Source organism: Marinomonas sp. MED121, assembly GCF_000153025.1.
Lineage (GTDB): Bacteria > Pseudomonadota > Gammaproteobacteria > Pseudomonadales > Marinomonadaceae > Marinomonas.
Genome location: NZ_CH672431.1, coordinates 590260 through 604730, shown reverse-complemented (window position 1 = coordinate 604730; position 14471 = coordinate 590260). Strand labels below are relative to the sequence as shown.

The window sequence follows — 14471 nt, the reverse complement described above, 5'->3', positions numbered from 1 at the left end:
TTTGATTTTTTCTATCTTTTTAACCTTTTCTAGAATTGTAGACCCATTCTAGTTGTCACATTAGCGTCTTATTTGCACTCCTTTGTCATATTTCCAATATGACCGCCTTTAGAGGATTAATATAAATCCTTGATCTAATTCACTGTTACTGTGTATTTGGCTTTTGAAATCCCCTAAACTGGGTCTTCAAAAGGCGAAAATACGTCTTAAATCAATACATAACAGTCTGTGGACTTTGATCATGCTAAAAATAATAATCGACCTCGCTGAGTCGCTTTCTTCTGCGATCGGTAAGTGTGTTGCCTGGCTTACCTTAGGAATGATGGCGCTGACCTGCCTTATTGTCGTCATGCGTTATGGCTTTAACGCTGGTTCTATCGCATTACAAGAATCTGTACTTTACCTACATGCATTAGTTTTCATGTTAGGTGCTGCCTATACCTTTAAGTCAGATGAACATGTACGTGTAGATGTTTTCTATCGAGGCTTTAGTGAAAAGAAAAAAGCTTGGGTAAACCTAGTGGGCGGCATCTTCTTCCTTTTGCCCGTCACACTTTATACCAGTTACTTAAGTTTTGATTATGTCGCTGCATCTTGGAGAGTGATGGAAACCTCACAAGAGCCAGGTGGGCTGCCTTTCATCTACTTATTGAAAACCTTGATCCCCTTAATGATGATCACTCTTATTATTCAAGGTCTTGCTGATATCTTTAAAAGCATCGGCATCATCACAGGTCAACTATCGTTAAAATCAACACAAGGACCTCAAAATGACTGAGCTAATTCCACTTTGGCTGTTTGGGGCTGTTTGTATCTTCTTACTCTTTGGTTACCCTGTTGCTTTCTCATTAGCAGGCACCGCCTTAATCTTTGCAGGCCTTGGCAGCATGATGGGGACATTCGACCCCGTTTTTCTAGAAGCACTGCCCAACCGTTTATTTGGCATTATTCGTAATGAAACCCTGATTGCTGTGCCTTTATTTGTCCTAATGGGCGTCTTGTTAGAAAAATCTAAGCTTGCCGAGAAACTATTAGACAGTATGGCCATGCTGTTTGGTACCTTGCGCGGTGGTTTAGGTATTTCTGTCATTCTGGTCGGCATGTTATTAGCAGCAAGTACTGGGATAGTAGGGGCCACTGTCGTCACCATGGGTATGATCTCATTACCGACCATGTTGCGCCGTGGTTATGATCCCTCCCTAGCAGCAGGTACGATTTGTGCGACAGGCACATTAGGTCAAATTATCCCTCCTTCGATTGCTTTAGTCTTGTTAGGCGATGTAATGTCCAATGCCTTTCAGAAAGCACAATTGGAAATGGGCATCTTCTCTCCTAAGACCGTCTCGGTTGGTGATTTATTTGTCGGTGCTTTGATTCCTGGCCTGTTATTGGTTGTGGCCTACATTGTCTATGTTGCCATGGTTGCTTGGTTACAGCCTCACAAAGCCCCTGCAGTGCCTAAGGATGAATTATTAGCCGGCTCAACAGAACCTGTTGCTCTGCTACTTATTAAAGGTCTGGTACCACCTCTTACCTTAATACTGGCTGTGCTTGGCTCTATCTTATCTGGCATCGCAACCCCAACTGAAGCGGCGGGTGTAGGTGCTTTTGGTGCTGCCATCTTAGCACTCGCCAGTGGCCGTTTGAACTTAACCACTTTAAAAGAAGTAGTTTACTCCACGACTCGTGTTACCTCAATGGTCTTTTTAATCCTAATCGGAGCCTCCCTATTCTCCTTAGTATTTAGAGGGTTTGGGGGTGAAGAGCTCATTCATAACTTCTTTAGCCAGTTACCAGGCGGCGTCTTTAGTGCCATGCTAATTGTGATGTTGGTTATGTTCCTACTAGGCTTCATCTTAGACTTTATTGAAATTACCTTTGTTGTCGTGCCTATTGTTGCTCCGGTTTTATTGGCAATGGGTTTAGACCCAGTTTGGTTAGGTATCATGATGGCCATTAACTTGCAGACATCTTTCCTAACCCCCCCATTTGGATTTGCACTATTTTATTTACGTGGTGTCGCACCGCCAGAGCTGAAAACGCAATCTATCTATAAAGGGGTTATCCCTTTTATCCTGATTCAAGTTGCCATGCTGGTGCTATTAGCCATTTACCCAGAATTAGCCACTTGGTTGCCGAGTATCATTTACGGTGATTAAGCCAAGCATATAAGAGGACATTTTATGAAAGCGGTTCAAATACAAGATTATGGCCCAGCATCCGACTTAGCTGTGGTAGAAGCACCAAAGCCAGTCATAAAAGCAGGTCAGTTATTAGTACAAATAGGCGCAGCTGGCATTAACCCAGTGGATACTTATATTCGCTCTGGCACCAATAACTACCAAGCCAGCTTCCCTCATACACCAGGGAACGATGGTGCAGGTACTGTGGTTGAAGTAGCTGATGATGTGACTGAGTTTAAAGTCGGCGATCGCATCTACTTTAGCCGCTGTTTATCAGGCTCTTCTGCTGAGTTTGCGTCTTGCTTAGCTGAAAAAGCGTTTCCGCTACCTGATAACATTAGCTTTGAACAAGGCGCTTGCTTGGGCGTACCTTACACCACAGCCCATAGGGCTTTATTTGGTCGAGCGCATGCACAAGCAGGCCAAAAGGTATTGATTCATGGTGGTACGGGCGCTGTGGGTATTGCTGCCGTGCAACTAGCGTTAGCGGCAGGTTTAGAAGTCGTTGCCAGTGCAGGCTCTGATGCTGGAGAAGAGCTTCTTAAGGCACAAGGTGCACACCTTGTCATTAATCATAAAGAAGCCGATCACTTAGCACCTTTTCAAAACCTAGAAAATGGTTTTGATATCGTTATCGAAATGCTTGCCGATCAAAATTTGGACCAAGACTTAAAAGCCTTAGCACACGGTGGTTGTGTTGCGGTTATCGGTAATAGAGGTACGGTCGAAATTAACCCTCGAGATCTGATGGCACGCGATGCAGCTGTTGTTGGTGTTGCCCTTGCTAATGTAAAAACACCAGCACTTAAGCAAATTGGTAAGTCTCTATTCCCTTTACTAAGTTCTGGCTTGCTTACCCCTGTTGTTCGCAAAACCTACTCACTTGATGAACTTGGTCAAGCGCATGAGGATGTATTAAGGGCGGGAGCACTCGGTAATCTAGTTGTCACGATAGCGAATTAGACTCTCGATTATCGAGATGAGATTCGACAATAAGGCCTTTAATATCTTGTATTAATGGCCTTATTTTTAATATAAAACTAGGCTCACTATATGAAATAGAAACTTTACTAATACGCTATTTCAAACCAAACTTATTTGCTAGCCTAACTTATTAATGCACTTTAAAGGAGCCTTATATGAGTGTAACAGTTGTTGTAAGCTTTAAAGTTAAGCCATCTTTAGTTAATGAATTTATCGACCTATTACAATTTCACCAAAGCAGCATGATACAAGCTGGTGCAAAAAACGTTACCCTCTTCACTACTCCAGATAGAGCAAACAAGGTTTTTGAGATAGAAACTTGGGATTCTGTCGAGGATCATAAAGAGTATGTTCGCATGATTTCAGAAAGCCCTGAACTTGAAAAATTTAACGGCTATCTTGTTGAACCTTATAAGGTTTCTTATTTAGAAGAAGTCTCTAGATTGGACGCTTTCTAGTCTTTCAGAAAAGCTTTTGTCGAAACAAAATACAACAATACTTTACCTATTCTAGCCGCCATTGTATAAACTGATTTTATCTATACTAAATGGCGGAGAGAAATGTGTTAACGCCCTCTGATGTACTATCTTTGCCCATTCAGGCACATACCCATGACCATGAATACCATCAGTTGGTCATAGTGCTTGATGGCGACACGGATTTTGACATTCAGGGACAAGGCCAACAGCTAGCCCCTGGTGGCGGTTGCGTCGTACCATCTAGTGAAGGTCACGCTTTTGCAGGCTTAGGCGAGAACCGCATTATGGTGGTGAACTTACCCATCCCTCCTCAACAAGCCATTACCCAAGAAGAATACGAACTGGTCTCACGCATGTTTGATCAAGCCAGTTTTTTTCAGCTTAATGCCAGATTAAAATTATTAGCCACCAGCTTAAGCAGTGAATTAGAGCAGCACCCTGACGATAAGCTTCTCGCCAGAGCCTGTGGAAACACCTTGCTTAGCGCCATACGTCATCAACTGACTGAAACAGACATAGTCACCCCGACGACAGCGGGTCGTCGCTTAGATATCGATAAACTAGATCAATATATTGATAACAATCTATCTCGTCGGATTCAGATGCAAGAATTAGCACAATTTTGCTTTTTAAGTGTGAGTCAGTTCCACCAAAGATTTAAAGAAAAAATGGGCTTAACACCCCATCAATATGTACAACAAAAGCGCCTCAAGCACGCTCAGTATTTATTAGCTAATGGCTACTCAGCCTCTCAAGCAGCCGGCCTTTGTGGCTTTTCTAGCCAAAGTGCAATGACCACACTCTTCTCTCAAGAACTAGGCATAAGCCCAGTTCGCTTTCAAAAGCTGTACCTCACTTAAAAACCCTAGGGAACCTGCGATTAAGTCACCTCTTCTCAGTCTTATCAGAAAGATTATCACACAAGGCGTTACTTTGACGTAATGTAGGTACCTTTCGAGAAGTGACAACACAGGGTGATACTTTTTTCTGAAATGCCGTTTAGGTATTCTTCAAAGACCCAAAGGGCGTGGTCTAAAAGCACTACCTTTAAGTTGAGGATCTTATCAATAGAATAACTATTAAGTTGCGCTCCTCGCCATAAATTTAGTTGCTTTTATCCACACGCAGAGGCGGGAGGACTTATCCGCAGGTTCCCTAGTTTCGCCCAGAGTTTTTTGTAAAATTAGGCGAGCATTCAGTAAGACTGAAATCAAAAGTCATCATAAAGTAAACAAAATGTCATATTAGCACCTCGCTGATACCGTTTGATTATTAGATATTGTTCTAAAATCAAAACAGCGAGAGGCTGTATTCTATCTCCCCTATTGGGTATGGAGCTTACTTATGTTTAACGCAATTGATGTGCTTGATTCTTCTTTCATCAAGCAAAAACCTGCCCAGTTATGGGAACTTATCTCTCCCTTATACAATGTAGATGAAGCGAGTTGGTTAACTCAGTTACTGCCTCTTGCAAAGCCTTCTAAAGAAACACTACAAACCACAACGGATAATGCGACAGCGCTTATTCAAGCGGTACGTGCTGATGATGAAGCCAGCAGCATGATTGACTCTTTATTACTAGAATACAGCCTAGATACCAAAGAAGGCATATTGCTAATGTGTCTGGCAGAAGCCTTGATGCGCGTGCCTGATGGTGAAACGGCTGATGCTTTCATTCGCGATAGACTTAGCGCAGCGGACTGGAATAGCCACTTAAAAAATTCTGATTCTTTCTTCGTGAATGCCTCAACTTGGGGTTTGATGCTAACGGGTAAAGTGGTTGGCATGAGTGAAAAAGATGATGGCACACCAGCAAACTTAATGAACCGTCTGGTTAACCGTTTATCTGAGCCTGTTATTCGTAAAGCCATGTATCAAGCAATGAAGATCATGGGGCACCAGTTTGTTTTAGGCCGTTCTATTAAAGAAGCCCTATCTCGCGGTAAGAGCTATCGCGATAAAGGCTATAGCTATTCATTTGATATGCTAGGTGAAGCAGCTCTGACGCAACAGGATGCTGATAAGTACCTTGATGCTTACATGCGTGCAATTGATAGCGTGGCAAAAGATACTTACCAAGCTAGTGCTGCAAACCCAACTATCTCAATCAAGTTATCTGCCCTTCACCCAAGATACGAAGTAGCGCAAGAAGCTCGGGTAATGACAGAGCTATTTGAAAGCGTAAAAAACCTTATTATCAAAGCCAGAGAGAAGAATGTCGGCATTACTATCGATGCCGAGGAAGCTGATCGCCTAGAAATGTCTTTGACACTCTTTGCCAAACTTTACCAAGACCCTGTTTGTAAAGGATGGGGCTTATTTGGTTTGGTCATTCAGGCTTACTCTAAGCGCGCACTTCCTGTACTAACTTGGTTAACGGCCATTGCGGCAGAGCAAGGTGATCAGATCCCTGTACGTTTAGTAAAAGGCGCTTACTGGGATGCCGAGATCAAACTTTGTCAGCAAAAAGGTTTTGATGGCTACCCGGTTTATACACGTAAAGAATCAACCGATACGTCTTACCTTGCCTGCGCTCATTACCTATTAAGCCAGCATGCAAGACAGTGGATTTTCCCTCAATTTGCAACACATAATGCTCATACAATTGCAGCGATTAATGCGATTGCAGGTAATACAGGCGCAAGCACCGCTGAGTTCGAATTCCAACGCCTACATGGCATGGGTGATGCACTTTATAATCGTGTCATCAAAGACCAAGCAGTAAATGTTCGTATTTATGCGCCTGTTGGTAGCCATAAAGACCTACTGCCTTACCTTGTTCGTCGTTTGCTTGAAAATGGCGCTAACAGTTCTTTCGTACACAGGCTGGTGGATGCTAAATGTCCAATTGAAGAACTAACACACCATCCAGTTGAAACCCTGTTAAGCCGTAAAACATTGGCTAACCCTTATATCAAGCTACCTATTGATATGTTCGAAGAGCGTCAAAACTCTTTTAGCCCAAATATCGACATCAGCTCTCAATGGCACCCGTTTGAAAAAGAAGTACAAAGCTATATGCAGAACACTTGGCAAGCGGGCCCATTAGTTTCTGGTGAAAAGCTAGCAACAGACATACAACACCTAGTACGTAGCCCATATAAACAAAGCCAGGTAGTGGGTGAGCTAAACTGGGCACAAGCTGATCAAGTAAGCCTAGCTATTAGCAAAGCACAAGACGCTTTCCCAAGTTGGTCAGCTAAACCCATGTCCGAGCGTGCGGCTTGCTTATTAAAGATGGCGGATTTGTTAGAGCAAAATCTGGCTGAACTTGTTGCGATTTGCCACAAGGAAGCAGGTAAAACCATACAAGACAGCATTGATGAAGTAAGAGAGGCGGTGGATTTCTGTCGTTATTACGCTTGTTTCAGCCAAGATAATCTAGCCCAGGCAAAACCTTATACTGACTTTAGAGGAAACCAGCAACAACAAGTATTTGAAGCCAGAGGGGTATTTGCTTGTATTAGCCCTTGGAACTTCCCATTAGCTATCTTCCTTGGTCAAGTGACTGCCGCACTGGTTGTCGGTAATACGGTTGTTGCTAAGCCTGCTGAGCAAACCTGCCTCATTGCAATGCGCGCGGTTGAGTTATTGCTAGAAGCAGGGATTCCTGCTGATGTTATTCACCTATTACCAGGTGATGGCGCAACTGTGGGTAATGCCATTACTTCTGATAAGCGCATTGCTGGCCTTGCCTTTACCGGTTCCACAGGGACAGCACAACGTATTAACCGTGCCCTAGCTGCTCGTGGTGTTGACCCTGTTCCTCTCATTGCTGAGACAGGAGGACAGAACGCCATGATAGTGGACTCTACTGCTTTGCCAGAGCAAGTAGTGAGAGATGCCGTTAATTCTGCCTTTGCATCAGCGGGTCAACGTTGTTCCGCACTGCGTGTACTCTTTGTCCAAGCAGATATCGCTGACCGTGTTATCACCATGCTACAAGGTGCGATGCAAGAGCTAGTGGTTGCAGACCCTCAGTTCCACAGTACAGACCTTGGCCCTGTGATTGATGAAACAGCTCAAAACAAGCTTGCAGCACACATTGAGACCATGAAAAAGGAAGCTAAGTTGATTGGTCAAACAAAGCTGCCTGAAGCATGTGATCAAGGTACTTTTATTGCACCAACCGCGTTTGAGTTAAGCAGCATTAATCAGCTAGGTGATGAGCAATTTGGTCCTATTTTGCATCTGGTACGTTACCAAGCCAGCGAGTTAGAGAATATGATTGAAGAAATCAATCACTCAGGTTTTGGCCTCACCATGGGGGTTCATAGCCGCAATGAAACGACCTGCCAACGCATTGCTGAGATTGCACGTGTCGGTAACCTTTATATTAACCGAGATCAAATTGGTGCCGTTGTAGGTGTTCAGCCATTTGGTGGTCAGGGCTTATCAGGCACTGGACCAAAAGCGGGTGGACCTCATTATTTAGCGGCCTTTATGAAATAAAGTGCTTAAACACACTGAGTTTATAAGCAACCGATAAAAGTAATTCAGGTAAAAGAATTTAGGTACAGATATTATGAATGCTAATAAGACACAAATAGATACAGCAATGCAGGCGTTTCCATTATGGAATCAATTAGGGACTGAGCAACGCGCTGAAAGGTTAACAAACAGCCTTAATACCTTAACAGGTGATGCGAGAAAAATGGCTCAGTGGCAGATTAATAATGCCCTAGCTCAAATTGCTGCTAAGCAGCTAATGCCTGGGCCGACTGGTGAAAGTAACCTGCTTTCGAATCAAGGCCGTGGTGTGTTTATCAGCCTTATCACAGACTTGCCAACTCAAAGAGAGCAACTATTTACAGCCGTTGTGGGTCAGGTCTATGCCGCTTTAGTAGCAGGCAATAGCGTGATTCATCATGGTGAAATGGGTCAGACTCTCCTAGCAGGTTTAGAGGCTTATTTACCTGATGGTGTCTTACAAGAAGCAAACCAAGCAGAGCATCAAGAGAACTTACAAGACATACGACTCGCTGGCGTTTGTGCACTAACTGATGATAAGAACTTGATTGAAATAAAGCAGAAACTTGCGAATAAAGAAGGCCTTTTATGTCAGCTAGTAAGTGAAACTGATTTCATCAATTACTCAAATCAGGCTAAACCAAGCTTTATTCACCAATTCACTACGGAGCAAACCATTAGTACCAATACGACCGCAGTTGGTGGTAATGCAACACTTCTAGAGTTAGGCAGTAAAACAGATTAACCCCTGTTTAACGGCATTAAAAAAGGCTTCAAAGTTAAACTTTGAAGCCTTTTTTGTACTTACTAGTAAAGTGATTTAACTAGTCAGCATCACGGGCATTGATATAAGCACGCTCAGACACGGCGTGCCATTTGCCAACTTTAGAGCGGAAGTCGATAAAGGAGTCATACACCTTCTTGCTCATTTCATCGCCTGCGGCTACTTCTTTCAACGTCTCATCAGAAGCGGTACGCAATTGTGCTAGCACCTCTTTCGGGAAAGGCTTAAGTTGAACATTATGATCATTTACTAGCGTTTCTAGTGCGTCATTGTTCAGAGCCGTAAACTCATCCAGCATATCTTGGTTAGCTTGACGGCCAGCTGCTTTAACAATCAGTTTAAGGTCTGCAGGCAATGCATCAAAAGCCGTTTTGTTAACCATGGCTTCAAGCGTTGTACCTGGCTCGTGCCAACCTGGATAGTAGTAGAATTTCGCCGCTTTATACAGACCAAATGCTAGGTCGTTATAAGGACCAACCCACTCTGTCGCATCAATTGTACCTGTTTGCAAAGCGGTAAAGATTTCGCCGCCAGGCAAGTTAACCGGTGTACCACCGACTTTTTTCAGTACTTCCCCACCTAGGCCAGGAATACGCATTTTCAGGCCTTGGAAGTCATTGATAGAGTTAATTTCTTTATTAAACCAACCACCCATTTGAACACCCGTATTACCGGCTGCCATAGGGACTAGATTAAAGGGAGCATAAACCTCTTCCCACAGAGCCATACCGCCGCCATGACTAACCCAAGCATTGATTTCTTGTGCAGTTAGACCAAATGGAACTGCAGCAAAAAACTGTGCTGCTGGCGCCTTGCCTTTCCAGTAATAAGACGCACCGTGACCCATTTCGGCTGTACCACGAGAAACGGCATCGAATACTTCTAATGGTGGTACTAGCTCACCCGCCGCATAAACTTTTACATTTAGACGTCCACCAGACATCTCTGTAATGTTTTTCGCTAGTTTCTCAGCACCTGTACCCAATCCTGGGAAGTTTTTCGGCCAAGTTGTTACCATTTTCCAGTTGATTACTTCGGCTTTAGTTTCAGCCTTTGCCTGTTCTTCGGCTTTTTCACCACCGCCACAAGCAACTAAGGTTGCAGCTGCTAACCCAGCAACGGCCCACTTTCCAAAACTTTTTGCTGTAAACATTTTGATTCCTCAGCTTTTATTGTTATTAATTTTGCTTTGCTATTTAAATGCTTGATTCAAACATTTAAATAGCCAGTTTTGCCCATCTAAACAAAACTCTTAAACTAGATACTAGGCGGACTAGCTCATTGTCTCAACTGATTTTTTTAACAATGTTCAAATTTATAATGTTTGTAATTTGGCAAAGGCCAAAACCAGCCATTTCGTCCCTTCATCATCAAAATTTACTTGAACTCTTGCCTGCGGACCTTGGCCCTCATAATTAATTACTAAACCTTCGCCAAACACTGGATGCATGACCCTATCACCCATGCTTATTGATGTTTCAGGGACTTGATAGCCTTCCAATACAGAGTTGGCAGGGCGAGCATATGTAGGCCTTTGCGTAGACACGGGACGAGACACTTGCGAACGCAAACGCACCTCTTCAAGGCAGTCACTCGGAATTTCGTTGATAAAGCGAGATGGACTATTAAAGGACTCACTGCCATGTAAACGACGAGATTCTGCGTAGGTAATATAAAGTTTTTCCATCGCCCGAGTGATACCCACATAACATAAGCGCCTCTCTTCTTCTAAACGTCCAGGCTCTTCAAAGGACATACGGCTTGGGAAGAGGTTCTCTTCCACACCCGTCAAGAACACAAGCGGGAACTCAAGGCCTTTCGCTGAATGCAAGGTCATTAGCTGAATCGCATCTTGATATTCATCCGCCTGAGCTTCACCTGCATCTAAAACAGCTTGATCCAAAAAGGCCATCATAGGTGAGCTATATTCCTGCTCTTCTGTCTCGGTTTGAGTCCAGCTAAACCCAGTCGCGGCACTGACTAACTCTTTTAAGTTTTCGACTCTGGCTTCGCCTTTTTCGCCTTTCTCTTTCTCATGAAAAGCAATCAGGCCGGCTTCTTGAATCAACTGTTCAAACACTTCACCTAAGCCTAGATCGTCACTTTGTACACTGTTTGCCATACCATCGACCAAAGCTAAAAAAGCCTCAATGGCATTAGTTGCCCTAGCAGGTAATAGTTTTTGACGTACTATTTCAGATGCGGCTTGCCACATGGAGCAACCTTGATCTCGAGCCAGCTCACGAATTGTCCCTATACTGCGCTCACCTATGCCTCTTGGAGGAACATTAATCACTCGCTCCATGGCACCGTCATCATTGGCATCTATAGCCAATCTGGCATAAGCCAAAGCATTTTTAATTTCGAGTCGATCGTAGAACCTATGGCCGCCATAAATACGATAAGCAATTTGCTCTCTTACCAAGCATTCCTCAACCACTCGTGATTGAGCATTTGAACGGTATAAAATAGCCATATCTCTTAGGCTAGTACCATCATCACGCCATTTTTTTATAATGCTCAGGATAAATCTGGCTTCATCTTGTTCATTAAAACCAGCATATAAGGAGATCTTTTCCCCTTCTGGGCTTTCTGTCCAAAGCTCCTTGCCTAAACGATCATCGTTATTTTTAATCAGGCCGTTTGCGGCTTTAAGAATATGACCTGTAGAGCGGTAGTTTTGCTCAAGACGAATCGTCTGTACCTCATTAAAGTGCTTGGTGAAATTCTGTATGTTTTCAATTTTTGCGCCCCGCCAACCATAAATAGATTGGTCATCATCACCTACAGCAGTAATCGATCCTTTATCCCCAACGAGTATGCGCAACCAGGCATATTGAATACTGTTGGTATCTTGAAACTCGTCCACCAGCACATGTACAAAACGTTCTTGATAATGGCGTAGTAAAGCAGGGTTACCCAATAACAGTTCATGCGCTCTTAATAGCAACTCGCCAAAGTCTAAGGTGCCATTACGCTCACACGCTTCTTCATAGGTGTAATACAACTCCCTCATTCCCTTGGAGAAAGGGTCATGACTATCGGGAACATGGGCAGCACGACGGCCTTCATCTTTTTGACCATTGATATACCAACACACCTGTTTTGGTGGCCAACGTGTTTCATCGATATTTTGCTCTCGCATGAGACGTTTCACCATACGAAGCTGGTCATCGCTGTCCATAATCTGAAAGTTTTCTTTTAATCCGGCATCACGCCAATGAGCACGTAATAAGCGATGTGCTAAACCGTGGAAAGTGCCGACCCACATACCTTGAGGGGGAACACCGACCAGTTGCTCTATCCTTGCTTGCATCTCTTTTGCGGCTTTATTGGTAAAGGTCACCGCCATAATACTAAAAGGCGAGACTTCATAGGCATGCATTAACCAAGCGATTCTATGCACTAGAACACGGGTTTTACCACTGCCTGCTCCAGCTAAAATCAAGGTATTTTGCAATGGAGCAGCAACCGCTTCCCGTTGTTTATCGTTTAAAGAATCAAGAATAAAAGAAACATCCATTGAGCAGGTTCCGCCTTGCTGGTTAATTGGCTAAAAAGTAATTTCATTTTTCTGTCACATAAAAAAATTACCATAATGGTTGATTTTTGATCGATTTTACGGTCTTTTATGTGTTGTAACTTGTTGACCTCTATTTTGACTTTTTTCACCTGTCGATGACAGTGATCTATGCATTTCATTGTCATTGAAATACATCAAAGGAAAAACGATGAACAAACTAGCTACCGAATTAAGTGAACTGAAAACAGAACTTTTACACGCATCTATCTCATTTGATAATGAGAAAAGTGAAAAGCTGCAAAAGGAAGATGGCGTACGTATGTTAAAAGCCCGCCGCGCCATTGAAGCTTACCGAGAACAAAAAAGCTTATCTGATTCAATTTCCAATGGATGGGATATTAACTAATTTCGATCAGACAAGCGAAAGAAAGCCAAGTTAATCCTCACTAAGGCCTAATTAGGGACCTTAGGGCATGTTTTCACATTAAAATAGGGTGGAAACTGACCGCTTTACTCAAATTGCTGACCCGAGCAGCAAGGCGATTTTTTCGCTTTCAAAAAACAAATCAACTTACTCTCGTTTACATATGGTATCCAATCACTTAAGACATTTGCTAGCGGTGCTAGATCTGTTGGAGTAACATACCTAGGTTTTTTTAAAGCGCTAGCTAATAGCGTGTAATTAATAATTATAATAGAGCGAATAACCCTTTTGGGGAGCCATTATGTTCGAAAATATTCAAGCTGCGCCTGCAGATCCAATTCTTGGTTTAAATGCATCCTTTGCGAAAGAATCCAATCCAAATAAAATAAATTTGGGTGTAGGTGTGTATAAGGATGAGCAGGGGCAAACCCCTATTCTTCAAGCAGTTAAGCAAGCCGAAGAAAGATTGCTAGTCTCTGAAACTAGCAAAAGCTATTTAAGCATTGAAGGCACTTCACAATACCGCGAAGCGGTTCAAGGCCTTTTATTTGGTTCAGACCACCCCATACTAACCAAAAAACTTGCCCATACTGCCCATACACCTGGCGGTACTGGCGCACTGCGCGTTGCAGCAGAATTTATCAAGAAGCACATACCTAATGCGACCATCTGGGTAAGCAATCCGACTTGGGCTAACCATCAAGCCGTTTTCCAATCCGTCGGATTAGAAGTCGCAACCTATGCCTACTATGATGCGGCCAATAAAAGCCTAGATTTTGAGGCTATGCTCGCGAGTTTGTCTCAAATTCCAGACGGTGATGTGGTGCTTTTCCATGGCTGTTGTCACAATCCTACCGGTATAGACCCAACACCAGAACAGTGGCAGCAACTTGCTAACTTATGCAGCAAGCAAGGATTTTTACCTTTATTTGATTTTGCTTATCAAGGGTTTGGTATTGGCCTTGAAGAAGATGCCAAAGGCTTAAGAACCTTTACTCAGCAAGTGCCTGAAATGCTAATTGCGAGCTCTTTCTCCAAAAATTTTGGTTTATACAATGAGCGTGTTGGTGCTATTACTCTGGTTTGCGATACCGCTGAGCAAGCAGATAATGCCTTTACTCAACTGCAAAGAACAATACGTACAAACTATTCAAACCCACCCGCTCATGGTGCTGCGATAGTGACAGAAATTTTGTCTGATCCGGCACTGCGTAGCTTATGGGAAATGGAACTTGAGAGTATGCGTAAACGTATACACGAAATGCGTAGTTTGTTTGTTAGCACTTTGAGAGCAAACGGAGTGGAGCAGGACTTCTCATTTATTTCCCGTCAACAAGGTATGTTCTCTTTTTCTGGCCTTACTCCAGATCAAGTTAACCGCCTAAGACAAGACTTCGCTATCTACATTGTGGGCTCTGGCCGTATTAATGTTGCAGGCATTACTCATGACAATATCAAGCCGTTATGTGATGCCATTAGCGCGATTATTAAAGACAGCTAAAACTTTGATATAGACTTTAAAAAGCAGCGTCATTTAGATCGCTGCTTTTTTTTTGCCTATGATTTTTCATTTCCTTTAAAAAGATAGAAATTAACCACTTTTCTAACTTGTTTTACACTCGCT

11 protein-coding genes are annotated in these 14471 nt (G+C 43.1%); 9 read left to right on the top strand and 2 right to left on the bottom strand.

Features of this window, described 5'->3' with window-relative positions:
- The first annotated feature begins 241 nt into the window (after window positions 1–241).
- From MED121_RS14340 to MED121_RS14310, 7 genes are all read left to right on the top strand, one after another.
- Window positions 242–778 (top strand): TRAP transporter small permease subunit, encoded by a 537-nt coding sequence (locus tag MED121_RS14340; protein WP_009834441.1) that lies wholly within the window; start codon window positions 242–244, stop codon window positions 776–778.
- Window positions 771–2159: a TRAP transporter large permease subunit gene (locus tag MED121_RS14335; RefSeq protein WP_009834440.1), complete on the top strand. Its 1389-nt coding sequence runs from the start codon at window positions 771–773 to the stop codon at window positions 2157–2159. Before MED121_RS14340 ends, MED121_RS14335 begins: the two co-directional genes overlap by 8 nt.
- Window positions 2160–2183: 24 nt before the next feature.
- Entirely contained in the window at window positions 2184–3146 is a 963-nt protein-coding gene (locus MED121_RS14330) for an NADPH:quinone reductase (RefSeq protein WP_009834439.1), read from the top strand.
- Between the two features lie 176 nt (window positions 3147–3322).
- A complete protein-coding gene (locus tag MED121_RS14325) occupies window positions 3323–3625 on the top strand; it encodes an antibiotic biosynthesis monooxygenase (RefSeq protein WP_009834438.1) in 303 nt (100 codons plus the stop codon).
- A 104-nt stretch (window positions 3626–3729) separates the two neighbouring features.
- Complete coding sequence (locus tag MED121_RS14320) at window positions 3730–4506, top strand: AraC family transcriptional regulator (protein ID WP_242603209.1); 777 nt, start codon at window positions 3730–3732, stop codon at window positions 4504–4506.
- 484 nt (window positions 4507–4990) lie between these two features.
- A complete protein-coding gene (putA, locus tag MED121_RS14315; protein ID WP_009834436.1) occupies window positions 4991–8098 on the top strand; it encodes a bifunctional proline dehydrogenase/L-glutamate gamma-semialdehyde dehydrogenase PutA in 3108 nt (1035 codons plus the stop codon).
- 73 nt (window positions 8099–8171) lie between these two features.
- Window positions 8172–8861 carry a delta-1-pyrroline-5-carboxylate dehydrogenase gene (locus MED121_RS14310; RefSeq protein ID WP_009834435.1) on the top strand — a complete coding sequence of 230 codons (690 nt, stop codon included), beginning with the start codon at window positions 8172–8174 and terminating at the stop codon, window positions 8859–8861.
- Window positions 8862–8940: 79 nt separating this feature from the next.
- Here MED121_RS14310 and dctP read toward each other — a convergent pair whose 3' ends face one another.
- Together dctP and uvrD are read right to left on the bottom strand one after the other, a co-directional pair.
- Window positions 8941–10053: a TRAP transporter substrate-binding protein DctP gene (gene dctP / locus MED121_RS14305; protein ID WP_009834434.1), complete on the bottom strand. Its 1113-nt coding sequence runs from the start codon at window positions 10051–10053 to the stop codon at window positions 8941–8943.
- 162 nt (window positions 10054–10215) lie between these two features.
- A complete protein-coding gene (gene uvrD, locus MED121_RS14300) occupies window positions 10216–12423 on the bottom strand; it encodes a DNA helicase II (RefSeq protein ID WP_009834433.1) in 2208 nt (735 codons plus the stop codon).
- A 208-nt stretch (window positions 12424–12631) separates the two neighbouring features.
- Between uvrD and MED121_RS14290 the strand changes: the two genes are divergently transcribed.
- Both MED121_RS14290 and MED121_RS14285 read left to right on the top strand, forming a co-directional pair.
- Complete coding sequence (locus MED121_RS14290; RefSeq protein WP_009834431.1) at window positions 12632–12829, top strand: hypothetical protein; 198 nt, start codon at window positions 12632–12634, stop codon at window positions 12827–12829.
- Between the two features lie 319 nt (window positions 12830–13148).
- Window positions 13149–14348, top strand: coding sequence for an amino acid aminotransferase (locus MED121_RS14285; protein ID WP_009834430.1), 1200 nt, complete (start codon window positions 13149–13151; stop codon window positions 14346–14348).
- The last annotated feature ends 123 nt before the right edge of the window (window positions 14349–14471 follow it).